Source organism: Pseudomonas indica NBRC 103045 (genome assembly GCF_002091635.1).
In the GTDB taxonomy this organism is placed as follows: Bacteria; Pseudomonadota; Gammaproteobacteria; order Pseudomonadales; family Pseudomonadaceae; genus Pseudomonas_M; species Pseudomonas_M indica.
The window spans coordinates 195,094-219,552 of sequence record NZ_BDAC01000006.1; the positions used below are offsets into that span (position 1 = coordinate 195,094).

The window sequence follows — 24,459 nt, forward strand, 5'->3', positions numbered from 1 at the left end:
CTAAGGGTATTCGGCCAGAACCGGTTCGCTGCCATCCTGGGCGACGCCGATCACTTGGTAGGCATCCTGGCGGCCGTCCATTTCCATGCCTGGAGAGCCGGTGGGCATGCCCGGCACGGCGGCGCCGAGCAGGTCGGGACGCTGGCGCAGCTTGAGGATATCGGCGGCCGGTACGTGGCCTTCGACGAACTTGCCGTCGATCACCGCGGTGTGGCACGACGCCAGGCGATGCGGCACGCCGAGGCGGGATTTCACCGCGTTCATGTCCTGGTCGGGATGGTCGGTGACGCTGAAGCCATTGGCCTCCAGATGGTCGATCCACTTCTCGCAGCAGCTGCAGCCAGCGGCACGGTAGACCTCGATGGCGATGGGCTCGGCGGCCTGGGCGGTGCCGGCGAAGAGGGCGGCGAGCAGAACGAGACGGCGCATGGAAATTCCTCCGGTCAAACGAGGGCCCAGCATAGCGTCATGCGAGCGGCCACCCAAGGCCGCATCGTCGCACCCCGGCGAGCGAACGAAATGGCACTTTGGCGGTCACTGCTAGATCGTCCCCGCCGCGTCGCGGGGCTCGCGCTCTTGGCCTGCCCTCGAGCGAAGCCTGTTCGCATGGAGAGTATGGAAAATGTTCTTTGCCCGCATCGTCCTGGCCATCCAGGCACTGGTCATGGGCGGTTTCGGTTTGGCCTACTGGCTCTGGCCCTACGAAATGGCCAATCTGAACGGCATGTTGCTGATGGAAACCGTCTCGGTGAGCAACATGCGTGTGTATTACGGCGGCCTGCAACTGGGCCTGGCGATCTTCCTGCTGTGGAGCATGCGCCGGCCGGAGCGGGCCAGCCCGGCGCTGGTGCTGCTGGTGCTGATCCAGCTCTCGCTGTCGCTGGCACGCCTCGGGGCGTTGTGGCTGGATGGCGGCGCCCTGCAGAGCTTCGACCTGACTTCGCTGGTCTACAAGCTGGCCGCGGCCGGCCTGGCGCTGCTGGCGCTCTACCTGCTCGCCCGCCAGCGGCGCACGGAGGCCGAGCGGGAGGCGGCCGACACGCTGGATGGCGCGGCCTTCGATAGCGATTTCGACGAGCCGCCTGCGCCGCAGTTCAACGTGCGCGAACTGCCCTTGGAACGGGTGACGCGGACGGACCTGGCCGAGACCTCGGAAGTCGAAGTCAGGCCCGGTCTGACGGATAACTGGAGCGAGCCGCGCAGCTAGTGCGGCGAAGAAAGCGCTCCGTTCAGCGGCGCTCCAGCAGGACGCCGCTTTCCATGTGGTGGGTGTAGGGGAACTGGTCGAACAGCGCGCAGCGCACGACGCGGTGGGTGTCGTGCAGTTGGGCGATGTTCTGCGCCAGGGTTTCCGGGTTGCAGGATATGTACAGGATGCGCTCGAAGCGGCGGGTCAGCTCGCAGGTGTCCGGGTCCATGCCGGCGCGGGGCGGGTCGACGAAGACACTGCCGAAGGCGTAGCTCTTCAGATCGATGCCGGCGAGGCGGCGGAACGGACGCACCTCGTTCAGGGCCTCGGTGAGTTCCTCGGCGGAGAGGCGCACCAGGGTCACGTTCTCCACCCCGTTGTCGGCCAGGTTGGCCAGGGCCGCGTTCACCGAGGTCTTGCTGATCTCGGTGGCCAGTACCTTGCGTACCCGGGTCGCCAGCGGCAGGGTGAAGTTGCCGTTGCCGCAGTAGAGCTCCAGCAGATCGTCGCTACGCTCGCCCAGCACCTCGTAGGCCCAGCCGAGCATCTTCTGGCACACCGCGCCGTTGGGTTGGGTGAAGGCGCCCTCCGGCTGGCGATAGCGGAAGCGACGCCCGGCCACTTCCAGCTCCTCTTCCACGTAATCCCGTCCGATCACGATGCGCTGGCCACGCGAGCGACCGACCAGGCTGACGTCCAGTTCGGCCGCCAGCCGTTCGGCATCGGCCTGCCAGGCGGCGTCCAGCGGGCGGTGATAGGCGAGGGTGATCAGCGCGTCGCCGGCCAGGGTGGTGAGGAATTCCACCTGGAACAGCTTGAACGACAGCGCGGCGCTGGCCTGCCAGCCGGCCTTCAGGCGCGGCATCAGCTCGTTGATGCGGCGGCTGGCGATGGGGAAATTGTCGATGAGTACCGGGGTGAACTTGTCGCCCGGCTCGAACATGGCGTAGTCGCGCTTCTCGCTGCCGCTCTCGCGCCACAGGCGGAATTCGGCGCGCAGGCGGTAATGCTCGCGCGGCGAGTCGAAGACCTCGGGCTCGGGGGCGTCGAAGGGCGCCAGCAGGTCGCGCAGGCGGGCGGTCTTGTCGGCGAGCTGGGCGGGGTAGGCGGCGGGGTCGAAATGCGGACGGCTCATGGAACACTCATCGAAACGGCGCGCGGGCAACGTGACCCGCGCGCGGAGGGGATCAGGCGCTGAAGAAACCCAGCTTGATCACGAACAGGATGGACAGGATCACCAGCGCCGGGTTCAGGTCTTTCCAGCGCCCGGCGAGCAGCTTGATACCGGTCCAGGCGATGAAGCCGAAGGCGATGCCGTTGGCGATGGAGAAGGTCAGCGGCATGGCCAGGGCGGCGACCACCACGGGCGCGGCCACGGTGAGGTCGTCCCAGTCGATCTGCGCCAGGCTGCTCGTCATCAGCACGGCGACGAACAGCAGCGCCGGCGCGGTGGCATAGGCCGGTACGGCGCCGGCCAGCGGCGAGAAGAACAGGCTGAGGAGGAACAGCAGGGCCACCACGCAGGCGGTCAGGCCGGTGCGGCCCCCGGCGCTGATGCCGGCGGCGGATTCGATGTAGCTGGTGGTGGTCGAGGTGCCCAGGGCGGCGCCGGCCATGGTGGCGGTGCTGTCGGCGAGCAGGGCGCGGCCGAGCTTGGGCATCTTGCCGTCCTTGTCCAGCAGGTCGGCTTTCTGCGCCACGCCCACCAGGGTGCCGGAGGTGTCGAACAGGTCGACGAAGAGGAAGGCGAAGATCACGCTGACCAGGCCGATGTCCAGCGCGCCTTTCAGGTCCAGTTGGAGCAGGGTCGGCATCAGCGATGGCGGCATCGACACCACGCCGTCGAGGCCGGAGAGACCGAGCACGATGGACAGTCCGGTGACCACCAGGATGCCGATCATCACTGCGCCGGTCACGCGGCGGTAGGCCAGCGCGGCGATCAGGAAGAAGCCCAGGCAGGCCAGCAACGGGCCGCCGGCGGAGAGGTTGCCGAGGCTGACCAGGGTGGCGGGGTGGTCGACCACGATGTCGGCGTTCTTCAGCGCGATGATCGCCAGGAACAGGCCGATGCCGGCGGCGATGCCGGAGCGCAGGGCCAATGGGATGCTGTTGATGATCCATTCGCGGATCTTGAAGATCGACAGCAGGAAGAAGATCGCGCCGGAGAAGAACACCGCGCCCAGGGCGGTCTGCCAGCTGTAGCCCATGGTCATGACCACGGTGTAGGTGAAGAAGGCGTTGAGGCCCATGCCCGGTGCCAGGGCGATCGGGTAGTTGGCCAGCAGGCCCATGATCGCCGAACCGATGGCCGCCGCCAGGCAGGTGGCAACGAATACCGCGCCCTTGTCCATGCCGGTTTCGGCGAGCATGTTGGGGTTGACGAAGAGGATGTAGGCCATGGTCAGGAAGGTGGTGATACCGGCCAGGACCTCGGTACGCACGGTGGTGTGGTGCGCCTTGAGTTGGAACAGCTTTTCCAGCATGGTGACTCCCCCGTGGCGCAGTGCGCCGTAAATGGACAGCATTAGCAAAGCACAGCGAGTGCCAATCTTCTTCTGGGCTGCGAAAAGCGGCGCATGATACCAGCTCACCCGGTGGCGGAGAATTTCTGACCGGACGAGCAGCAAACGTTTACCGATGGAGGAATTGCCATGACCGCCCGAGCCCTGCTCGCCGTCGCCGACGGCGTGGAAGATATCGAAACCGTGACCATCCTCGACGTGCTGCGCCGCGCCGAGATCGAGGTGCTGGTGGCCAGCATCGAGGACCGGCGCATGATCACCTGCGCCCGGGGTACGCGGCTGACCGCCGATGCCATGCTGCTCGACGTGCTGGCCCAGGACTTCGACCTGATCGTCCTGCCCGGCGGCGGAACCGGCGCCGAACGCCTCGGCGGCCATCAGCCACTGGCCGAGCGGGTGCGCCAGCAGGCCGCCGCCGGCAAGGATTACGCCGCTCTCTGTGCGGCACCGGTGCTGGCCCTGCAGACCTATGGCGTGCTCAAGGGGCGGCGGATGACCTGCTACCCGTCGTTCAGCGACCGCCTGTCCGGCTGCGTATTCGTCGACGAGCCGGTGGTGGTGGACGGCAACTGCATCACCAGCCAGGGCCCGGCAACCGCCATGGCCTTCGCCCTCGCCCTGGTCGAGCGGCTGGCCGGCAAGGCCAAGCGCAACGAGGTCGCCAAGGGGCTGTTGGCGTAGTACCTGTACTGTCGTTCCATTCCGTTTTATCCGCAGCCCCTCTATCTCGGGGGTTGCCGTCTTGTTATCCCCTGGGCTGAACGTTTGTTTTCCTCGGGCAGTCGTACCTTAGGGGCGATTGCCGGCGCTTGGTTGGCTTGTCGCCGTACCGATGCCCTATGCCGAGGTGCCTATGAACGCGACCGCCACGGACGAGGACGAAGGCCGCTTCGCCGCTCACGCCGTCACCTTGACCGTCAACGGCCAGCGCCGGCAGGTCGAGATCCAGCCCTGGGTCACGCTGCTCGACCTGTTGCGCGAGCGGCTCGGGCTGACCGGCAGCAAGAAGGGCTGCGACCACGGCCAGTGCGGCGCCTGCACGGTGCTGGTGAACGGCCACCGGATCAATGCCTGCCTGACCCTGGCGGTGATGCACGAAGGCGCCGAGGTGATTACCGTCGAAGGGCTGGCCGAGGGCGATGCCCTGCACCCGTTGCAGGCAGCGTTCATCGAGCACGATGCGTTTCAGTGCGGCTACTGCACGCCGGGGCAGATCTGCTCGGCGCTCGGCCTGATCGTCGAAGGTGAGGCGCGTAGCGCGGATGAGATCCGCGAGGCCATGAGCGGTAACCTGTGCCGCTGCGGTGCCTATCCCAATATCCTCGCCGCCATCGAGCAGGTGCTGGCCGACGACGAGCGGAGGCCGGAATGAGCCCGTTCGCCTACCGCAAACCCGCCGCGCTGGACGAAGCGTTGGCCCTGGCCGGGCCCGGCGCGCGTTTCATCGCCGGCGGCACCAACCTGCTCGACCTGATGAAACAGGACGTGCTGCGTCCGAAGCTGCTGATCGACATTACCGGCCTGCCGTTGCGCGGCATCGCCCCCACCGGCGACGGCGGCCTGCTGATCGGCGCGCTGGTGAGCAACGCCGAACTGGCCCGGCACCCCGAAGTGCTGCGGCGTTATCCGCTGCTGTCCCGGGCGATCCTGGCCGGTGCTTCGCCGCAACTGCGCAACATGGCCAGCACCGGCGGCAACCTGCTGCAACGCACCCGCTGCTACTACTTCTACGACACCGCCACGCCCTGCAACAAACGCGAGCCCGGCAGCGGCTGTGCGGCGCGCGACGGGCTCAACCGCATCCATGCGATCCTCGGTGCCAGCGAGCACTGCGTGGCCACCCATCCCTCGGACATGTGCGTGGCCTTGGCGGCACTGGAAGCGAAGGTGGTAGTGGCGGGGCCGGAGGGTGAGCGGCGCATCCCGTTCGCCGATTTCCACCGCTTGCCCGGCGATACGCCGCACCAGGACAACAACCTGGAGGACGGGGAACTGATCACCGCGGTCGAGCTGCCCCCGACCGGCTTCGCCTCGCATTGCGCCTACCTCAAGGTGCGTGACCGGGCTTCCTATGCCTTCGCCCTGGTCTCGGTGGCGGCGTTGCTGGAGCTGGACGGCGGGCTCATTCGCGAGGCGCGGATCGCCGTCGGCGGGGTGGCCCATAAGCCCTGGCGTGACAGCGAGGCGGAAGTCGCGCTGATCGGCCAGCCGCCGGTCGAGGCGAGTTTCCATGCCGCCGCCGACATCCTGTTGCGCGACGCGCAGCCGCTGGCGCACAACGGCTTCAAGATCGAACTGGCGCGGCGCTGCATCGTCCGCGCCCTGAGCGATGCCATTGGAGGTGGCCGCCCATGACTGTCGTCCGTTCGCCCCTGGGGCAGCCCCTCGATCGTGTCGATGGAGTGAGCAAGGTGACCGGCCAGGCGCGCTATGCCGCCGAGTTCACGGAGCCCGGCCTGCTGCACGGCTGTGTGCTGGGCAGTCGCATCGCCCGGGGGCGCATCCTCGCCATCGACGCCGAGGACGCCATGGACGTCGCCGGGGTGCACCTGGTGCTCAGCCACCGCAACCGCCCACGGATGGCCGCTGACGATGAAAGCTACGAGGACGCCGATGCCGCTGAGGGCTCGCCGTTCCGCCCGCTGTATGACGAACGCATCCTCTACAGCGGGCAACCGGTCGCGCTGGTGGTGGCGGATACCCCGGAGCTGGCGCGCTACGCCGCTTCCCTGGTGCATGTGGAATACGAAGAAGAGGCCCACGAGACCGACCTGTGCGGCCTGCTCGAGCATGCCCACGCCGCACCGGCCAAGCTGCCGCCGGCTCGTGGCGACGCGGACGCCGCGCTGGCCGGCTCGGCGCTGTGCATCGAGGTGGAGTACCTGTCGCCGGTGGAGCACCACAACCCGCTCGAACCCCATGCCTCGACGGTGCTGGTGCAGCCCGACGGCAGCCTGCTGATCCACGACAAGACCCAGGGCACGCAGAACAGCCAGAGCTACATCTGCCAGGTGTTCGGCCTGGACCCGAAGCGCGTCCGGGTCTGTGCCGCTTTCGTTGGCGGCGCGTTCGGCTCCGGGCTGCGGCCGCAGTATCAGTTGACGCTGGCGGTGATGGCTGCGCTCAAGCTCGGCCGCTCGGTGCGGGTGGCGCTCAGCCGGCCGCAGATGTTTACCTTCGGCTACCGGCCGCGCACCGTCCAGCGCCTGCGCCTGGGGGCGGCTGCCAATGGGCGGTTGCAGGGGCTCAGCCATCTGGCGATCGGTCAGACTTCGCGCTTCGAGGATTTCACCGAGCATGTGGTGGAGTGGTCCGGCATGCTCTACCAGTGCGACAACGTCCACCTCGACTACCGCCTGGTGCCGCTGGACGTTCACACCCCGCTGGACATGCGCGCCCCCGGTGCCGCGCTGGGCCTGTATGCCCTCGAATGCGCGATGGATGAACTGGCCTGCGCGGTGGCCATCGACCCGCTGCAACTGCGCCTGTTGAATTACGCCGACGCCAACCAGAACGAGGGCAAGCCGTTTTCCAGCAAGGCCCTGCGCGACTGCTACCGGCAGGGCGCCGAGCGCTTCGGTTGGAGCCGGCGCCCGCTGGAGCCACGCAGCCTGCGTGATGGCCATGAGTTGATCGGCTGGGGCATGGCCGGTGGCGTCTGGGAGGCGTTGCAGATGCCGGCCAGTGCCAAGGCCAGCCTGGGTGGCGACGGCATCCTGCGGGTGAGCAGCGCGACCACCGATATCGGCACTGGCACCTACACGGCGATGACCCAGGTTGCCGCCGCCGAATTCGGCCTGCCGGTGGAGCGCGTGGCGTTCCGCCTGGGCGACTCCAGCCTGCCCACCGCGCCGCTGCAAGGCGGCTCCGCCACGGTGTCGTCGGTGGGTACGGCGGTGCAGCAGGCATGCGTGGCGCTGAAGAGCAAGCTGTTCGACATCGCCCGCCAGCGACCCGGTTCGGCCTTCGCCGGGCTGACACTGGAGCAGGTGTGTTTCGCCGAAGGCCGGTTGAGCCGCCGCGACGATCCGGACCAGGCCATCGAACTGAGCGACCTGATCGGTAGCGGCGCCCCGCTGGAGGCGCGCGTGGACGCCAAGCCCGATCCCCGCCGCGAGGCATTCTCCAGCGCCACCCACTCGGCGGTGTTCGTCGAGGTGCGGGTGGACGAGGCGCTCGGCCGGGTGCGGGTCAGCCGGGTGGTCAGCGCGGTCGCCGCCGGCCGCGTGGTGAACCCGAAGACCACGCGCAGCCAGATCCTCGGTGGCGTGGTCTGGGGCATCGGCATGGCGCTGCAGGAGGAAACCCTGATCGACCACCGGCTCGGTCGCTACATGAACCACGACCTCGCCGAGTATCACGTGCCGGTGCATGCCGACATCGGCGAAATCGAGGTGCTCTTCGTCGAGGAAGAGGACTTGGTGGTCAACGCCCTGGGCTCCAAGGGCGTCGGCGAGATCGGCATCGTCGGCGTTGCCGCGGCGGTGGCCAATGCCGTCTATCACGCCACCGGGCGAAGGGTGCGGGAGCTGCCGATCACCCTGGATAAGTTGTTGTAGCGAAGGCTCAGTCCGTCCGCTCCGCCTCGGGGCGGTGCATGTGATCCCGCTGTGCCAGGGTCGGGAACAACTTCATCCACAGGCCGGTTACCAGCAGTGTACCGGCCCCGCCCAGCACTACCGCCGGTACGGTGCCGAACCAGGCGGCGGTGACCCCCGACTCGAACTCGCCGAGCTGGTTGGATGCGCCGATGAACAGGCCGTTCACCGCGCTGACCCGGCCGCGCATCTCGTCAGGTGTTTCCAACTGCACGAAGGCGCCGCGGATGACCATGCTGATCATGTCCGCCGCGCCGAGGATGGCCAGCACCAGCAGGCTGAACCAGAAACTGGTGGACAGGCCGAAGGCGATGGTCGCGACACCGAAGACGCCCACCGAAATGAACATGGTCCGCCCGACCTGGCGCTCGATGGGGAAGCGCGCCAGCCAGAAGGACATCAGCAACGCACCCACCGCCGGCGCCGAACGCAGCAGGCCGAGGCCCCAGGGACCGGTGAGCAGGATGTCCTTGGCGAACACCGGCAGCAGCGCGGTGGCGCCGCCGAGCAGAACGGCGAACATGTCCAGGGAGATGGCGCCGAAGATGTCCGGCCGGCTGCGGATGAAGCGGATGCCGCCGAGCAGGTTGTGCAGCGTGGCGGGTTCGGCCTTGCGCGGCACGTGATGGTTCGGCAACCCGAGCATCAGGGCGCAGGCGAGGATGTAAAGCAGCGCCGTCGGCACATAGACCCAGAAGGCGCCGAAGGCGTAGAGCAGACCGCCCAGGGCGGGAGCGACGATGGTCGCCGCCTGCATCGCCGAGGCCGATGCGGCCACGGCGGCGGGAAACAGGGCCGCCGGCACCAGGCTCGGCAGCAGCGCCTGGGTGGTCGGCATCTCGAAGGCACGGGCCGCGCCGAGGAGAAAGGCCAGGATGAAAATCATCTCGCGGGTCACCGCGTCGCTGGCGCTGCCCAGCACCAGCGCAATGGCGATCAGCGCCTGGGCGCCCTGGCAGAGCGCGGCGATCCGGCGCCGGTCGTAGCGATCCGCCACGTGACCGGTGTGCAGCATGAACAGCACGCGCGGCACGAACTCCACCAGCCCGACCAGGCCGAGGTCGAGCACGCTGCCGGTCAATGCGTACAGGTGCCAGCCGATGGCCACGGTGAGCATCTGGAAACCGCTCGCCGTGCAGACGCGGGCGAGCCAGAACGCGAGGAACGGACGGTGATGACGCAGCAGCAGTTTGCCGTGGGTGGACATGGTGGATTCGGGGCCGGGAAGGAGAGCCGGCGAGGTTAGCACGCCCGGATGAGGGTTGAGGTTGCATACCCGCAACAGAGCGTTCGCTGATCGAACGGTCAATCTTTTTGGGGGCGACCCGGCCTCCTTGTAGGAGCGAGCTTTGCTCGCGAATTGGGCTGCGCAAACGCTTCGCCAGCAGAGCTGGCTCCTACGAAAAAGCCAGTGGGCGCCGTGGCGAATTCATCCGTCCGGCGATGATGGGTTCGGTCGAATGAATTCGACCCAAGCCATTCCACACAGCGAGACATCGACATCTCGCGTTCGGCTAGGCTTTAGTAGCGTTTTCACGTTCCGGAGATCCGATATGCATGCCTCGCCGCAGGTCATCGCCTTGGTCCTGGCCGCCGGGCGTTCGCGTCGTTTTGGCAGCGACAAGCGCGCCGCCCGGCTACCGGACGGCCAGTCGCTGCTGGCCGCGACCCTGGTGCTTGCCCGGCGCAATTTTCCCGAGGTGGCCGTGGTGCTGCGCTCCGACGATGAGGCCGAGGCGCTGGGTGTGCCGTCCGGCGTGCGGGTGATCCGCTGTACCGATGCCGATCTCGGCATGGGCCACAGTCTGGCGGCGGGTGTCGCAGTGTTGGCGGCAGAGCGCTTCCGCGCCATGGCGGTGATGCTCGGCGACATGCCCTGGATCGCCGACGCCAGCCTGCGCCATCTGGCCGAGTCGGCCGACGTCGACCGTATTGTCTTCCCCCTGCACGACGGCCAGCGCGGCCATCCGGTGCTGTTCGGTCGTCGCTACTGGCAGGAAATGATGACCCTCACCGGCGACCAGGGCGCGCGCCGGGTGCTGGAAGACCATGAGGAAGCCTGGTTCGGCCTCGAGGTGGATGATCCCGGCGTGTTGCGCGATGCGGACACGCCAGCGGCGCTCGTCTGATCAGTTGCGCTTGCGGGCGCCGAGAATGACGAACTTGGGTGTCGCGGCGACCTGTTCGACGTTGCCGAACAGGCGCTTGAGCTTGATGTGATAACCCAGGTGGCGGTTGCCGACGATACGCAGCTCGCCGCCTTTCGCCAGCGCCGCCTTGGCCTGCTGGAACATGCGCCAGGCCAGGAAGTCTCCCACCACCTGCTGTTGATGGAACGGCGGATTGCACAACACCAGATCCAACGAGTCCGTCGGTTGGCTGGCCAGCCCGTCGTCGGCACGGATATCCGCCGGACGGTCGCCCAGCGCGGCCTGCCAGTTTTCCCTGGCCGACTGCACCGCCATGTAGGACTCGTCCACCAGGGTCAGGCGCGCGTTCGGATTGGCCAACGCACAGACGATGCCGATCACCCCGTTGCCGCAGCCGAGGTCGGCCACCCGGGTGTCCCCCAGATCGGTCGGCAGATGCGGCAGGAAGGCTCGGGTGCCGATGTCCAGGCCTTCGCGGCAGAACAGGTTGGCGTGGTTGAGCAGTTCGAGGCGCGGCTGTTCCAGGCGGTAGCGGCTGGGGTAGGGCGAGACCGGTGCCGGCCTTGCCTCTGGCGTGACCTGCAACAGGCGCGCTTTCTTCACTGCCAGCGAGGCCTGGACCGGGCCGACGTACTTTTCCAGCAGATCGCCCGCCGCGCGCGGCAGGTGTTTGATCATGGCACCGGCTACCACCTGCGCATCGGGTGCCAACTGGCCGTGCAGGCGGATCAGTTGCTCCTCCAGCAGCGCCAGGGTCTTCGGTACCCGGATCAGCACTCGGTCGAAGGGGCCGGCGGGGATTTCGCTGGCCGGCACGAAACGCACCGCATCGACGGGCAGGCCGTTACGCGCGAGGTTCTTGGCCAAGGCCAGATGCGCCAGGTGCGAATCGCCGTTGCTGGTCACCTGCATCTGCGCGGCGAGGGATGCGGCCAGGGCGCCGAAGCTGTCGTTCAACACCAGGACGCGCGTGTCGGCGGGTAGCGCCTGGGCATGGAGCTGGCTCAGCAGGTATTCGTCGGCGGCGTCGAAGGCTTGCAGCGGATCGTTCGGTTGCTCGGGTTGGCGGATCAGGTCGAGCTGGGCGAACGGTGAGGTGAGTAGGGGCATCGAGGGCTCTGTGGCGTCTGGATCGGGGTTTTCCGACGAAAGGTTAGAACTGGCATGACCAATGTTCCGAACTGAGAAACACTTCAAGCCTGCACGCTTGTGCATCGATGAGGCATGCCGAAGAATCCGACCGATCGTTCAGGTGCCGGGTGGCGCCCGGACGGTCCTGCCGGATCAAGACACCAATAATAAACAAGGACGGAAACACCGTGCCGGTTTGATGAGTCCCGGGCCGGCAGCGTAACGCTCCGCCGCGGGTCATTTTCGTTTTTCTTCCGACCCGGGGGCCACAAGCCTGTGGTGTCGGCCTTGCGAAAAAGGGGATACCCAATGCTGAAGCTTATCGCCACGGCGGCTATCGCTGCCGTGCTGGCCGCTGGACCGGCGCTGGCCGACGATGGCCCGATCGTGATCAAGTTTTCCCATGTGGTGGCGGACGACACGCCCAAGGGCAAGGGCGCGCTGCTGTTCAAGAAGCTGGTGGACGAGCGCCTGGCCGGCAAGGTCAAGGTGGAGGTCTACCCGAACTCCACGCTCTATGGCGATGCCGACGAAATGAAGGCCCTGCTGGAGAACAAGGTCCAGCTGCTGGCGCCGTCGCTGTCGAAGTTCGAGCCCTACACCAAGCAGTTGCAGGTGTTCGACCTGCCGTTCCTGTTCGATGACCTGGAAGCGGTGAAGCGCTTCATGAAGCGCGACAAGAGTCGCGAGCTGCTGCGCTCCATGGGCAAGCACGGCATCCAGGGGCTGGCGTTCTGGAACAACGGCATGAAGCAGCTTTCGGCCAATCGGCCGTTGCACCTGCCGGCCGATGCCCGTGGCCTGAACTTCCGTATCCAGCCGTCCAGTGTGCTGGAAGCGCAGTTCGCCGCGGTCGGTGCCAAGTCGCAGAAGATGGCCTTCGCCGAAACCTTCAAGGCCTTGCAGACGGGAGTGGTGCAGGGCACCGAGAACCCCTGGTCGAACATCAGCAGCCAGAAGTTCGATACCGTGCAGCCGTTCATCACCGAAAGCGACCACGGCACGCTCAACTACATGCTGATCAGCAACTCCAAGTTCTGGGCCAGCATTCCCTACCAGACCCGCGTGGAGCTGGACGCGATCATCGACGAAGTGACCTTCGCGGTGAACAAGGAAGCCGAGGCGCTGAACCGGAAGAGCCGTGAGCAGGTGATCGCCGCTGGCCACGCCAAGGTCATCCCGCTTACCGAGCAGGAGCGCACCGCCTGGCGCCAGGTCATGGAGCCGATCTGGCAGAAGTACGAGGCGGATATCGGCCCCGACGTGCTGCGCGCGGCCCGGATCGTCAACCGCCGCTGATAAGGCCCTGCTGTCCGAGGGTGTTTGCTGCGCGTGCTTTGGGGGACACTGGATGGGCGCGGCATGGCCGGCAGCGTTGCCGGTCGTGCCACCGTCGAGTCGAATCCCCTGGGGGCGGACATGACAGCCAGCGAAGACAAGTACACCGGCGAGACGCTACTGGACGTCCATAGCTGGTCGCCGAACCTGTTCAGCCTGCGTTGTACGCGGGCCTCCGGGTTCCGCTTCCGTGCCGGCCAGTTCGCCCGCCTGGGTGTGCGCAAGGCCGACGGCAACGTGGTCTGGCGTGCTTATTCGATGGTCTCGGCACCCCATGACGACTACCTCGAGTTCTTTTCCATCGTGGTCCCGGGCGGTGAGTTCACCAGCGAACTGAGCCGCCTGCGCGTTGGCGATCCGCTGCTGGTGGACAAGCAGGCCTTCGGCTTCCTCACCCTGGACCGCTTCCCTGACGGACGCGACCTCTGGCTGCTGGCCACCGGCACCGGGCTGGCGCCGTTCCTCTCGATCCTGCAGGACATGGAAGTCTGGCAGCGCTTCGAGCGCATCCTGCTGGTCTACAGCGCCCGTACCGCCAGCGAGCTGGCCTATCAGGCGCTGATCCGGGAGATACCCACGCGCGACTACCTGGAGGGCGCGGGCCGCAAGCTGGCCTACCTGCCGGTGGTCACCCGGGAAGAAGTGTCCGGTGCGCTGCACGGGCGGATCACTACGCTGATCGAGAGCGGCGAACTGGAGCGCGCCGCTGGCCTGGCGCTGGACCCGCAGCATTCGCGCCTGATGCTGTGCGGCAATCCGCAGATGATCGAGGATTGCCGCGCGTTGCTGAAAACCCGCGGCATGCAACTCAGCCTGACCCGGCGGCCCGGGCAGGTGGCGGTGGAGAACTACTGGTAGGCGCGTGGAGTACGGCCGTCAACCCTGGCGGTCGTTCTGCGCCTTCAGCAGGTCGCGGATTTCCGTCAGCAGAAGTTCTTCCTTGCTCGGCGCCGGCGGGGCGCTGGGGGCTTCGGCTTCCTTGCGCTTGAGGTGGTTGATCGCCTTCACGCCCAGGAAGATGGCGAAGGCGATGATGATGAAGTCCACCACTGTCTGGATGAACTTGCCATAGGAGAGGGTCACGGCGGGGACGTCGCCTTCGGCGGCCTTGAGCACGATGGCCAGGTCGGAGAAATCCACGCCGCCGATGAGGATGCCCAGTGGCGGCATGATCACGTCGCCGACGAAGGACGACACGATCTTGCCGAAGGCTGCGCCGATGATGATACCGACCGCCATGTCGACCACGTTGCCGCGCACGGCGAAGGCCTTGAATTCACTGAGCAGACTCATGCGGGTACTCCCTGTTTTTGACTGAAGATGCCGGGCAGTTTAATCCAGCCGGACGCGGTCTGCCGGCTCGCTGCCAGCACGTCGGCCCGAGTTAATGACCCGGACGCCCCGGCGTGGTTCCCGAAACGGCCGCGTCTCGCCGTGTCGTACCTCCCGTTTCCCCATGGAATCTCGCACGGCTTCATGCGCGGGGCTGCAAAGGTCTCCGGGACCGCGCACCTGAAGCCACACGGCGGAAAAGCGGAGGGCCAAACCGATAGCCGCAGGCCATCCCGCCGTCGCTGCGCTAGGCTGAGTACTGCAATGGACCGGAGGGACAGCCAATGCCACTCGAGCATCATCCTTTGTCGCGCGAATTCCCGGAATACCACAGCGAAATGCGGCAGTTGCTGCAGACATCGGTCAACTTCTCCCGCCTGGCGGAGGAGTACCAGGCGCTGGACCGCCGCATCTACCTGATCGAGGACGGTCGCGAGACCCTGGACGACCTGTCGCTGCAGGGGCTGAAGCTGCAGCGGGTGATCCTCAAGGACGAGATCGCCGCCTGTCTCAAGCAGGCCGGTGGGTGAGGGGCGCTTGATCGGCGTCAATGGGGGCGGCGGAAGGCGCGGCTAGGCTGGAGGCTCTTTCGCTTGAGGAGCTTTTCCATGCACGTCGAACACCATCCGCTGATCAAGGATTTCCCCGAGCTGCGCGAGCAACTGCACAGCCTGCGTGAAACCGACAGCCACTTCGCCCAGCAGGCCGACGAATACGAAGCGCTGGACAAGCGCATCTGCCGCATCGAGGAGGGCACCGAAACGCTCGACGATGCCGGCTTGTCCGCGCTCAAGCAGCAGCGCGTGCTGCTCAAGGACGAACTGGCGCGCAAACTGAAGAAAAAGGCCGGTGGCGCCTGCTGCGGCTGCTGCGGAGGCTGATCCCCGCGCCGCCTGCGGCTATCATGCGAGCTTTCGTTTTTCCGACAGGAGTTCGCGATGGCCAAGGCCAAGCGCATGTACGGCTGCACCGAGTGCGGCGCCACTTTCCCCAAATGGGCCGGCCAGTGCGGCGAGTGCGGTGCGTGGAACACCCTGGTGGAAACCGTGGTGGAGGGGGCGACGCCCTCCGGGCGCACCGGCTGGGCCGGCGACCAGGCGCAGATCAAGACCCTGGCGGAAGTCAGCGTCGAAGAGGTGCCGCGTTTTTCCACCGCGTCCGGTGAGCTGGACCGCGTACTCGGCGGCGGCCTGGTCGATGGCTCGGTGGTGCTGATCGGCGGCGACCCCGGTATCGGCAAGTCCACCATCCTCCTGCAGACCCTCTGCAACATCGCCCAGCGCTTCCCGGCGCTGTATGTCACCGGCGAGGAATCCCAGCAGCAGGTGGCGATGCGCGCCCGCCGCCTGGACCTGCCGCAAGATCGGTTGAAGGTCATGACCGAGACTTGCATCGAAACCATCATCGCCACCGCCCGGCGCGAGCAGCCCAAGGTGATGGTGATCGACTCGATCCAGACCATCTTCACCGAGCAGCTCCAGTCCGCTCCCGGCGGCGTCGCCCAGGTGCGTGAGAGCGCGGCGTTGCTGGTGCGTTTCGCCAAGCAGAGCGGCACGGCGGTGTTCCTGGTCGGCCACGTGACCAAGGAGGGCGCCCTGGCCGGGCCGCGCGTGCTGGAGCACATGGTGGACACGGTGCTGTATTTCGAAGGCGAGTCCGATGGCCGCCTGCGCCTGCTGCGGGCGGTGAAGAACCGCTTCGGCGCGGTCAACGAACTGGGCGTGTTCGGCATGACCGACAAGGGCCTGAAGGAGGTTTCCAACCCGTCGGCGATCTTCCTCACCCGCGCCCAGGAGTCGGTGCCCGGCAGCGTGGTCATGGCCACTTGGGAAGGTTCGCGGCCGATGCTGGTGGAAGTACAGGCGCTGGTGGACACCAGTCACTTGGCCAACCCGCGCCGGGTGACCCTGGGCCTGGACCAGAACCGCCTGGCCATGCTCCTGGCCGTGCTGCACCGGCATGGCGGTATCCCCACCTACGATCAGGACGTGTTCCTCAATGTCGTCGGCGGGGTGAAGGTGCTGGAAACCGCATCGGACCTGGCGCTGATGGCCGCGGTGATCTCCAGTCTGCGCAACCGGCCGTTGCCGCACGACCTGCTGGTATTCGGCGAGATCGGCCTGTCCGGCGAAATCCGCCCGGTGCCGAGCGGCCAGGAGCGTCTCAAGGAAGCCGCCAAACATGGCTTCAAGCGCGCCATCGTGCCCAAGGGCAACGCCCCCAAGGAAGCTCCGGCCGGTTTGCAGGTGATTGCGGTGACACGCCTGGAACAGGCGTTGGATGCGCTTTTTGAATAAAAACAGCGGCAAGCTGCAAGCTTCAAGCGGCAAGAAAGCCGAGTGGTGCCTGACGTTGGGGTAAGGTCTTCACCGTGCTGCTTTTTCTGCAGCTTGAAGCTTGCCGCTGCTTTCAAGTCTCCCCAAGAGCGGCGAGGTCGCGTTCCAACAGGTCTTCGTCGCCCAGGTTGAGTTCGATCAGCCGGCGCAGATGGCTGATGGAGTCGAGATCGATGTGGCGGCAGACGAAGCCGAGCTGCTCGTTCTGGGTCCGGGTCAGGACCACTTCCATCCGTACGTGGATATCGGAACTCAGGCGGATGTCCGCCAGGAAGGGTTGGTTCGGGTCGCCGTTCCAGCCCTGCGGGCGTTCCACCAGCAGGCCTTTCAGCGACAGGTCGTGCAGGACGACCTTCCAGCGCCGGTCGCCCTGGCTCAGTTCGGTATCGGCGTCGAACTCGACGCGGTGGAAGCGTCGACGCTCATTGGCAGGCTCGTTCATCACGGGGTTCCTCTGCGGGTTCTATCCACTATAGCCAAGCTGGTCGAGACCCACCCGGCGCTCGCTCCGCAAAACATGGGACCTTTACCCGGCAGCAAGGTTTGGCCGTGCGAGCCAATTCACGATCTCGCGAGCTAGAGCCCTGCAAGGCGAAAACAGGCGAGGAAGCGGAGTTTACAGCTGTAAATGAGCATTCCGAGCCTGTTTTCAACGCAGTAGGGCCGACGCGCAGCAGATCGTGAATAGGCTCTCACAGCCAGCGGCGAACGCGGGCTTGATAAGCCCGGTAGGTATCGCCGAACAGCCGGGTCAGCAGGCTTTCCTCGTAGCGGATGACCCCGCGGTTCATGCAAACGATCAACAAAGGCAGCAACAGCCAGGGCCAGAGGTTGGCGAGCAGCAGGCCGATGCCGCAATAGATCAGCGTATCGCCCAGGTAGATGGGATTGCGCGAGAAGCGGAAAGGGCCTTTTTCCAGCAGTTGCTGCGGCTTGCGGAACGGGTTGATGGTGGTCTTGTGGCGGGCCATCAGCAAGGCGGCCCAGATCATCAGCAACAGCCCCGCATCGATCAGTCCCCAGCCGGCGTAACGGGTCCAATCGTTGTCCGGCAGCGGGATCGGCAACTGACGGCTCAGGGCCCAGGCGAAGAGGACGAAAATCAGGTAGATCAGCGGCGGAGCGAGGGTGACTCCAGCGGAGCGGACAGCCATGGGGGGCCTCCTGGCGATGACATGAGGCGCAGTGTAGGGCCTTCCGGCTTCGGTTTGACAGGGAGGGGAGTGTCGCCAAAGCTCCTTACCAGGCCGTTGAAAAACTACCTACGTTGCCGATACTGCGTTAAAAACGACCTCGGATGCGAGCCCAGTCAAAATGCTCATTTACAGCATGTAAACTCCGCTTTTTCGGCCGTTTTTGCCTTGTCTCGGCTGCCTCGCCTACGTTTTTCAACGGCCTGTTAGGCGGTTTTGTTTCCTAAAAATGACGGAGCGCAATATGGACAAGCGACTGTTAGGCAAGGGCCTGATCTTCGGTTTGATGAGCATGGCCAGCGTGGCGGCCCACGCGGATGCGGCCGGCGGCAACGGCTGCGGCTGGGGCAACATGCTGTTCGAGGGCCAGCGCGGCCTGATCCCCCACTTGCTGGCCACCACCACCAACGGCACTTCGGGCAACGCCACCTTCGGCATGACCTCCGGCACCAATGGCTGCGACACCAACGTCAAGCTGGGCTACGGCGGACGTTCGATCCTGGCCATGAACGGCATGCTCGACAACATTGCCGAAGACATGGCGTTGGGGCAGGGCGAGGCGCTGGATGCCTATGCCACGCTGCTGGGGATCGAGCAGGCCGACCGGGCTCACTTCGCCAAGGTGACCCAGGAGAATTTCGACCGGATTTTCTCGTCCCCCGATGTCACCGGTGAGCAGGTGCTGGCCGCTACGCTGGATGTGATGAGCCGCGACAAGCAGTTGGCGCGTTACGCCAGGCAGCCTGCCTGATGGTATCCACCGATCGCGAATGAAAAAGCCCGGCACTCATGGCCGGGCTTTTTTCTTCAACGCTTCGCTTACTTGCCGTACACCGGGAACTTGGCGCAGACGGCGCGAACCTGCTCGCGTACGCGGTCGACCACGGACTCATCGCCCATGTGGTCGAGGATGTCGCAGATCCAGTTGGCCAGTTCGCGGCACTCGACTTCCTTGAAGCCACGGGTGGTCACGGCCGGGGTGCCGATGCGCAGGCCCGAGGTGACGAACGGCGAGCGCGGGTCGTTCGGTACGGCGTTCTTGTTCACGGTGATGAAGGCGCGGCCGAGGGCGGCGTCCGCATCCTTGCCGGTGATGTCCTGCTTGATCAGGCTGAGCAGGAACAGGTGGTTCTGGGTGCCACCGGAGACCACGTCGAAGCCGCGGTCGACGAACACCTGGGCCATGGCCTGGGCGTTCTTCACCACTTGCTCTTGGTAGGCCTTGAACTCGGAGGACAGGGCTTCCTTGAAGCACACGGCCTTGGCCGCGATCACGTGCATCAGCGGGCCGCCCTGGCCGCCGGGGAACACGGCGGAGTTCAGCTTCTTCTCGATCTCTTCGTTGGCCTTGGCCAGGATCAGGCCGCCGCGCGGGCCGCGCAGGGTCTTGTGGGTGGTGGTGGTGACCACGTCGGCGAGCGGTACCGGGTTCGGGTACACGCCGGCGGCGACCAGGCCGGCCACGTGGGCCATGTCGACGAACAGGTAGGCGCCGACTTTATCGGCGATCTCGCGGAAGCGCGGGAAATCCAGGACCTGGGAGTAGGCGGAGAAGCCGGCGATGATCATCTTCGGCTTGTGCTCGACGGCCAGGCGCTCCACTTCGTCGTAGTCGATCAGGCCGGTTTCCGGATTCAGGCCGTACTGCACGGCGTTGTAGATCTTGCCGGAGAAGTTGACGCTGGCGCCGTGGGTCAGGTGGCCGCCGTGGGCCAGGCTCATGCCGAGGACGGTCTCGCCCGGCTTGACCAGCGCCTGGAACACCGCGCTGTTGGCCTGGGAGCCAGAGTGCGGCTGGACGTTGGCGTAGTCGGCGCCGAACAGCTCCTTGGCGCGGTCGATGGCCAGTTGCTCGACGATGTCGACGTACTCGCAGCCGCCGTAGTAGCGCTTGTGCGGGTAGCCTTCGGCGTACTTGTTGGTCAGGACGGAACCCTGGGCTTCCATCACCGCCGGGCTGGTGTAGTTCTCGGAGGCGATCAGCTCGATGTGCTCTTCCTGGCGCTGGGCTTCTTGCTCCATCGCGGCGAACAGGTCGGCATCGTAGCGGGCGAGGGTCAAATCACGGCTGAACATGGCAATCCCCTGAGAATCAGCTGGGCGGTAGTGAGAGGGCGCAGATTCTACCCCATCCGTCGCTGGCAGGCATATGAAGGTCGGTCATGTGACAGACAAGCGGGGTTCATCAGAAAAGCAGCGGCAAGCGGCAAGCGAGCGGAGAGCGGTCAGCTGAGGACGAACAGGGCGGCGCCGCCGAAGTGGTTCTGGAATTGTTCGGCGAGCATCGGCCGGCCGAACAGGTAGCCCTGTACCTCGTCGCAACCGTGTTCGCGGAGGAAGTCGAGCTGTTCCTGGGTTTCCACGCCTTCGGCGATCACCGCCAGGTTCAGGCTGTGGGACATGGCGATGATGGCCCGGGCGATCTGTGCGTCCTGTTCGCCGTAGGGCAGGCCATCGACGAAGCTGCGGTCGATTTTCAGCACGTCGATGGGGAACTGCTTGAGGTAGTTCAGCGACGAGTAGCCGGTGCCGAAGTCGTCCACCGCGATGCACAGGCCCAGGCGCTTGAGGCCGGCGAGGATCTGCATGGCTTCGCCGACGTCGCGCATCAGGATGCTCTCGGTCAGTTCCAGCTCCAGGCAGGCCGGCGGGATGCCGCTTTCCTGGAGAATGTGGGCGATACGGGTGCCCAACTGGCCGTCGGCGAACTGGCGCGCGGAGATGTTCACCGAAATCTTCGGCACCCGTACCCGCGCCGCGTGCCAGCGCTTGAGCTGGCGGCAGGCTTCGGAAAGCACCCAGTCGCCCACCTGGACCACCAGGCCGAGCTCTTCCAGCACCGGGATGAAGTCGGTTGGAGGCACATGGCCGCGGCGCGGGTGGTACCAGCGCAGCAACGCCTCGACACCGGTGAGGCGCTTGCCGTCGCCGGAAAACTGCGGCTGGTAATAGAGCTGGAATTCGCCCAGGTCGAGGGCGTGGCGCAGGTCGCTTTCCAGCTCCAGGCGCTCCAGCGCGCTGGCGTTCATCTCCGCCTGGTAGAACTGGAAGTTGTTCTTGCCGCGCTCCTTGGCGTGGTACATCGCGGTGTCGGCGTTTTTCATCAGATGGCTGAGTTCCTGGCCGTCCTGCGGGCCCAGGGCGATGCCGATGCTGGCGGTGACGAAGAATTCGCGGCCCTCGAGGATGAATGGCCGCGCCAGGCTGGCGAGGATCTGCTCGGCGACGTGGATGGCCCGGTTCAGTGCGCCTTCGCGGGTGGCGCGCGGTTGCAGCAGCAGGGTGAACTCGTCGCCACCCATGCGTGCCACGGTGTCGTCCTCGTCGACGCAGGCGGCCAGGCGCAGCGCCACGTCCTTGAGCATGCGGTCGCCGGCGGCGTGGCCGAGGGAGTCGTTGATCGGCTTGAAGCGGTCGAGGTCGAGGAACATCAGCACCACCCATTCGTCATGCCGCTCGGCATGTTGCAGGGCGGTGTGCAGGCGATCCTGGAACAGCGTGCGGTTGGGCAGGTGGGTGAGGGCGTCGTAGTAGGCCAGGCGATGGATGCGCTGCTCGCTGGCCTTGCGCTCGCTGATGTCGCTGAAGAAGCACACGTAGCTGACCAGGTCGCCTTCGCCATCCTGCACGGCGGTGATGCCGACCCAGGCCGGATAGCTTTCGCCGGTGCGCCGCTTGAGCCAGATCTCGCCCTCCCAGCTGCCGCGCTGGTCGAGCTGCTTGACGATATAGCGCAGGTGGTTGGCCTGCTGACGGTCGGCGGTGAGCAGGTTCGGCAACTGGTCGAGGACTTCGGCGCTGTCGTAGCCGGTGATCCGGCAGAACGCCTCGTTGACCTGCACGATGTAGCCCGCCGGATCGGTGATCAGGATCGCCGCCGTGGAATGGGCGAACACGGTGGCCGCCATGCGCAGTTCCTTTTCCGCGCGGCGCTGCTGGCTGACGTCGCGGCCGACACCGAGCATGCCCTCGAAGCGGCCGTGCTCGTCCCACATCGGGACCAGGCGCAGCTCCACCGGAACCTTGCGGCCGTCGGCGCGCAGGCAATCGAACAGGTGCGGCTCGGTCGGCAACTGGTTGCGCAGTTCGGCCATCCGCTGCGGGTCGCCCAGGGCGCCGCGCACGCGGTTGAGCATGGCGTAGAGTTCCGCCAACTGGCGCGGATTGGCGGCCAGCCGCTGGAAGCTGTTGGCCAGCACCCAGTCGGCGCTGTAGCCGAGGACCGGTTGCACCGAGGGGCTGACGTAGTTCAGCTCCAGTTCGCTGTCGGTGGAGAAGATCACGTCGCTGATGCTCTCCGCCAGCATGCGGTAGCGGCGCTCGCTGTCGCGCAGCGAGTCGCTGGCCTCGATCTGCTCGGTGATGTCCTTGGCCACGCCGATCAGGCGGCTGACCCGGCCTTCCTCGTCGCGCGACAGCGCCTGTTCGCGGATGCTGAACCAGTGCCAACTGCCGTCCTTGTGGCGCCAGCGCAGGATGGATTCGAGCAGCACGTTCTGGCCGACCACCTGCTGCAGGTTGCGGATGCGCCGGTAGTACTCGAAATCGTCCGGGTGCAGGATGCGCTCCCAGAAGTGCTCGCCCATCTCCTTCAGCTCGTCCTTGTCGTAGCCGAGGCGCAGGCCCAGGTGATGGTTGCTGAACATCACCCGCTTGCTGCTCATGTCGTGCACGTAGAGGGTGTCCGGAACGGCGCGGACGACTTCCGACCAGAAGCGCTCGCGCTCGATCAGCGACAGTTCGATGCGCTTGCGGCTGGTGATATCGCTGATGCTCAGGGTGACCGCGTGGTAGTCCTGGATCATTTCCGGCAGGCGCAGGACCAGCCAGAGGTGGCGTTCCACACCCTGCGGCGTGACGATCCGGGTTTCCATTTCCAGATGGTTCTGTTCGCCGAGCACGGCGGCGATCAACTGGAAACGGATGCCGCCGGGGTGCAGCGGGCCGCTGTCCACCAGGTGATGCCAGACCTGCTCGGTGGTGGAGACGCCGAGCAGGCGCAGTGCCACTTGGTTGGCCTCGGTGAAACGCAGGTGCTGGAGCAATTCCTGATGGCGCTGCGGATGGGCGGCCAGCCAATTGGCTAGCGCTTCGCTGCCGCGCAGGTCCTGTTGCAGCAGGAAGCGCCGCAAGCCGGCCAGGTCGAGCACGCAGAGGGCGATGCCGGTCCCTTCGAAGATGTCCTGGTAGCGGCGGCGGGTTTCGTGCAGCACGCGCATGGCCTGCTGTTTTTCCGTGACGTCGCGCAGCACCCAGACGTAGCCCGAGCGGGCATGGTCGTCGCCGAGATCGCTGCGGGTCACGGCGAACAGCCGGCGCATACCGTGCTGGGTCACTTCCACCAGGTCCGGGTCGAGGTTGCTGTGGAAGGTGGCACCGTGCAAGAGCAGCGGGTCGAGGTCGGGCAGCAGGTCGAGCAGGTGGTGCCCCTGGATCTCGCCGCCGCTCAGGCCGAACAACTGCTCGGCCTGCGGATTGAGGTAGATGAGCAGGCCATCGACACGGGTGACCAGGACCCGTTCCTCGATGGCGCGCAGGGCACTGGCGGCATAGCGCAACGAGCGTCGCGAGGCGGCATTCAGTTCATGCAGGATGCGCTGTTCGCGCTGCAGGCCGAACAGGGCGACGCAGGCGAGGGCGCTGCAGAACAGGAACAGCAGCAGCTTGCCGGCCAGGCCCGGCAGTACCTCGCTACCGAGCTTGCGTTCGTCGAACAGCGCGCGCAGTTGCCAGTCGCTGCCGTCCAGCGGCGATACCAAGATGCTTTGCGCCTGCTCTTCGGCGGTGACCGTGGCGAGCGTCGGTTGGCCCGGCGTCTGCGGAAGGCGGGCGATGACACGCTGGCTCAGGCGGTCTTCGATCAGCCAGCGGTGTGCCTGGCTGTGCAGGTCGCGCAGCCAATCGGCCATCGAGCGTGCCGGCAGGCGCAGCACCCAGTAGTCGCTGGCGCCGTTCTTCGAGGACTGGCGCAGGAGCAGGTAGAACTGCCCGTCGCGGCGGTTATCGAAGGCGAAGTGGTAGGGGTGATCCCGGTTGCGCTCGACCAGTGCGGCGAGGAACGCGACGTCGTCGTCCCCGGTGGCGCTATCGACGAACGGCCGGCCTTGGGCATCCAGCCAGGCCAGGCTGCGCAGCCCCGGGAACAGGTGGCGGAGGCTGCGGATCAGTGCTTCGCGGTTCTCGCCCTGGGGGGGCGGCAGCAAGGCGCTCTGGCGCAGCAGGGCGAGGGCGGCATGGGCTTTCAGTTCCAGGGTGAGGGACAGGTGGCCGGCCAGTTGGCTGCTGTATTCCAGGCTGCGCTGGCGCCGGCTTTCGCGCTGCTGGCCGAATTCCTGCTGCAGTTGCCAAAGCAACAGGCCCAGCATGAGCAGCAGCAGGACCACCAACACACCCTTGACCGATCCGCGCGCAGGGAACGGAGTCTCGTCGGGGGTTCGCGGTAGTGTGGACGGAGACTTCGGCACGGAAAACGGAGTCCTGCGTAACGGCATGACGCACGTGCCTGAATCACGCGCGGGGAAGTTAGCATGCCTAGAAAACTGGCAAAGTGCCAGCTCTGCCGACGAGCGTCGTTTGCCCTCCGGGGCGCATTCCGGTAGCTTTGCCGCACGCGCGCGGGAGCGCCGCCAGCGTCCCCGCCATCCGTTTTCATGTTTTCGTCACAGAACCA

Annotated in this window: 22 protein-coding genes; 12 read left to right on the forward strand and 10 right to left on the reverse strand. The window is 66.2% G+C overall.

Going from position 1 to position 24,459, the window contains the following annotated elements; translation table 11 throughout:
- Positions 1 to 429 (reverse strand): DUF411 domain-containing protein, encoded by a 429-nt coding sequence (locus PIN01S_RS09965; RefSeq protein WP_084335497.1) that lies wholly within the window; start codon positions 427 to 429, stop codon positions 1 to 3.
- Between the two features lie 193 nt (positions 430 to 622).
- On the opposite strand from PIN01S_RS09965, the gene PIN01S_RS09970 reads away from it, so the two are divergent.
- Positions 623 to 1,207, forward strand: a complete 585-nt coding sequence (locus tag PIN01S_RS09970; RefSeq protein WP_084335498.1) for a DUF4345 domain-containing protein — start codon at positions 623 to 625, stop codon at positions 1,205 to 1,207.
- Positions 1,208 to 1,229: 22 nt separating this feature from the next.
- Here the strand turns inward: PIN01S_RS09970 and trmA are convergent, their stop codons facing one another.
- Positions 1,230 to 2,324: a tRNA (uridine(54)-C5)-methyltransferase TrmA gene (gene trmA / locus PIN01S_RS09975; RefSeq protein ID WP_084335499.1), complete on the reverse strand. Its 1,095-nt coding sequence runs from the start codon at positions 2,322 to 2,324 to the stop codon at positions 1,230 to 1,232.
- A gap of 52 nt (positions 2,325 to 2,376) precedes the next feature.
- On the reverse strand, positions 2,377 to 3,672 hold the full coding sequence (locus PIN01S_RS09980) for an NCS2 family permease (RefSeq protein ID WP_084335560.1): 1,296 nt from the start codon (positions 3,670 to 3,672) through the stop codon (positions 2,377 to 2,379).
- Between the two features lie 168 nt (positions 3,673 to 3,840).
- Between PIN01S_RS09980 and PIN01S_RS09985 the strand changes: the two genes are divergently transcribed.
- The 4 genes from PIN01S_RS09985 (at position 3,841) to PIN01S_RS10000 (ending at position 8,270) form a co-directional block, all read left to right on the forward strand.
- The gene (locus PIN01S_RS09985) at positions 3,841 to 4,392 is read left to right on the forward strand and encodes a DJ-1 family glyoxalase III (RefSeq protein ID WP_084335500.1); all 552 of its coding nucleotides are present in this window, start codon (positions 3,841 to 3,843) and stop codon (positions 4,390 to 4,392) included.
- 172 nt (positions 4,393 to 4,564) lie between these two features.
- Positions 4,565 to 5,083 carry a (2Fe-2S)-binding protein gene (locus PIN01S_RS09990; protein WP_084335501.1) on the forward strand — a complete coding sequence of 173 codons (519 nt, stop codon included), beginning with the start codon at positions 4,565 to 4,567 and terminating at the stop codon, positions 5,081 to 5,083.
- Positions 5,080 to 6,066: an FAD binding domain-containing protein gene (locus PIN01S_RS09995; protein WP_084335502.1), complete on the forward strand. Its 987-nt coding sequence runs from the start codon at positions 5,080 to 5,082 to the stop codon at positions 6,064 to 6,066. The genes PIN01S_RS09990 and PIN01S_RS09995 overlap by 4 nt, the downstream gene beginning before the upstream one ends.
- Complete coding sequence (locus PIN01S_RS10000) at positions 6,063 to 8,270, forward strand: xanthine dehydrogenase family protein molybdopterin-binding subunit (RefSeq protein ID WP_084335503.1); 2,208 nt, start codon at positions 6,063 to 6,065, stop codon at positions 8,268 to 8,270. Before PIN01S_RS09995 ends, PIN01S_RS10000 begins: the two co-directional genes overlap by 4 nt.
- 7 nt (positions 8,271 to 8,277) lie before the next feature.
- Here the strand turns inward: PIN01S_RS10000 and PIN01S_RS10005 are convergent, their stop codons facing one another.
- Complete coding sequence (locus PIN01S_RS10005; RefSeq protein ID WP_084335504.1) at positions 8,278 to 9,516, reverse strand: MFS transporter; 1,239 nt, start codon at positions 9,514 to 9,516, stop codon at positions 8,278 to 8,280.
- Between the two features lie 346 nt (positions 9,517 to 9,862).
- Here PIN01S_RS10005 and PIN01S_RS10010 point away from each other — a divergent pair, with 346 nt between their 5' ends.
- Positions 9,863 to 10,438 carry a nucleotidyltransferase family protein gene (locus tag PIN01S_RS10010; protein ID WP_084335505.1) on the forward strand — a complete coding sequence of 192 codons (576 nt, stop codon included), beginning with the start codon at positions 9,863 to 9,865 and terminating at the stop codon, positions 10,436 to 10,438.
- Here PIN01S_RS10010 and PIN01S_RS10015 read toward each other — a convergent pair whose 3' ends face one another.
- Entirely contained in the window at positions 10,439 to 11,569 is a 1,131-nt protein-coding gene (locus PIN01S_RS10015; RefSeq protein WP_084335506.1) for a methyltransferase, read from the reverse strand.
- Between the two features lie 330 nt (positions 11,570 to 11,899).
- On the opposite strand from PIN01S_RS10015, the gene PIN01S_RS10020 reads away from it, so the two are divergent.
- Positions 11,900 to 12,889 (forward strand): TRAP transporter substrate-binding protein, encoded by a 990-nt coding sequence (locus PIN01S_RS10020; RefSeq protein ID WP_084335507.1) that lies wholly within the window; start codon positions 11,900 to 11,902, stop codon positions 12,887 to 12,889.
- 120 nt (positions 12,890 to 13,009) lie between these two features.
- Entirely contained in the window at positions 13,010 to 13,786 is a 777-nt protein-coding gene (locus PIN01S_RS10025; RefSeq protein WP_084335561.1) for a ferredoxin--NADP reductase, read from the forward strand.
- A gap of 18 nt (positions 13,787 to 13,804) precedes the next feature.
- On the opposite strand, the gene mscL is transcribed toward PIN01S_RS10025, so the two are convergent.
- A complete protein-coding gene (gene mscL, locus PIN01S_RS10030; protein WP_084335508.1) occupies positions 13,805 to 14,221 on the reverse strand; it encodes a large-conductance mechanosensitive channel protein MscL in 417 nt (138 codons plus the stop codon).
- Positions 14,222 to 14,544: 323 nt separating this feature from the next.
- On the opposite strand from mscL, the gene PIN01S_RS10035 reads away from it, so the two are divergent.
- The 3 genes from PIN01S_RS10035 to radA all read left to right on the forward strand — a co-directional run bounded on the left by PIN01S_RS10035 (position 14,545) and on the right by radA (position 16,557).
- Positions 14,545 to 14,790 carry an HP1242/YdcH family protein gene (locus tag PIN01S_RS10035; protein ID WP_084335509.1) on the forward strand — a complete coding sequence of 82 codons (246 nt, stop codon included), beginning with the start codon at positions 14,545 to 14,547 and terminating at the stop codon, positions 14,788 to 14,790.
- Positions 14,791 to 14,868: 78 nt separating this feature from the next.
- Positions 14,869 to 15,141 (forward strand): HP1242/YdcH family protein, encoded by a 273-nt coding sequence (locus PIN01S_RS10040; protein WP_084335510.1) that lies wholly within the window; start codon positions 14,869 to 14,871, stop codon positions 15,139 to 15,141.
- Between the two features lie 57 nt (positions 15,142 to 15,198).
- Positions 15,199 to 16,557: a DNA repair protein RadA gene (gene radA, locus PIN01S_RS10045; RefSeq protein WP_084335511.1), complete on the forward strand. Its 1,359-nt coding sequence runs from the start codon at positions 15,199 to 15,201 to the stop codon at positions 16,555 to 16,557.
- 112 nt (positions 16,558 to 16,669) lie between these two features.
- On the opposite strand, the gene PIN01S_RS10050 is transcribed toward radA, so the two are convergent.
- Positions 16,670 to 17,038: a PilZ domain-containing protein gene (locus PIN01S_RS10050; protein ID WP_084335512.1), complete on the reverse strand. Its 369-nt coding sequence runs from the start codon at positions 17,036 to 17,038 to the stop codon at positions 16,670 to 16,672.
- A 250-nt stretch (positions 17,039 to 17,288) separates the two neighbouring features.
- The gene (locus PIN01S_RS10055) at positions 17,289 to 17,750 is read right to left on the reverse strand and encodes a methyltransferase family protein (protein ID WP_084335513.1); all 462 of its coding nucleotides are present in this window, start codon (positions 17,748 to 17,750) and stop codon (positions 17,289 to 17,291) included.
- A 283-nt stretch (positions 17,751 to 18,033) separates the two neighbouring features.
- On the opposite strand from PIN01S_RS10055, the gene PIN01S_RS10060 reads away from it, so the two are divergent.
- A complete protein-coding gene (locus PIN01S_RS10060; protein ID WP_084335514.1) occupies positions 18,034 to 18,540 on the forward strand; it encodes a DUF3015 domain-containing protein in 507 nt (168 codons plus the stop codon).
- A 68-nt stretch (positions 18,541 to 18,608) separates the two neighbouring features.
- Here PIN01S_RS10060 and glyA read toward each other — a convergent pair whose 3' ends face one another.
- Positions 18,609 to 19,865, reverse strand: a complete 1,257-nt coding sequence (glyA, locus tag PIN01S_RS10065; RefSeq protein ID WP_084335515.1) for a serine hydroxymethyltransferase — start codon at positions 19,863 to 19,865, stop codon at positions 18,609 to 18,611.
- 149 nt (positions 19,866 to 20,014) lie between these two features.
- Complete coding sequence (locus tag PIN01S_RS10070; RefSeq protein WP_084335516.1) at positions 20,015 to 24,280, reverse strand: bifunctional diguanylate cyclase/phosphodiesterase; 4,266 nt, start codon at positions 24,278 to 24,280, stop codon at positions 20,015 to 20,017.
- Between the last annotated feature and the right edge of the window lie 179 nt (positions 24,281 to 24,459).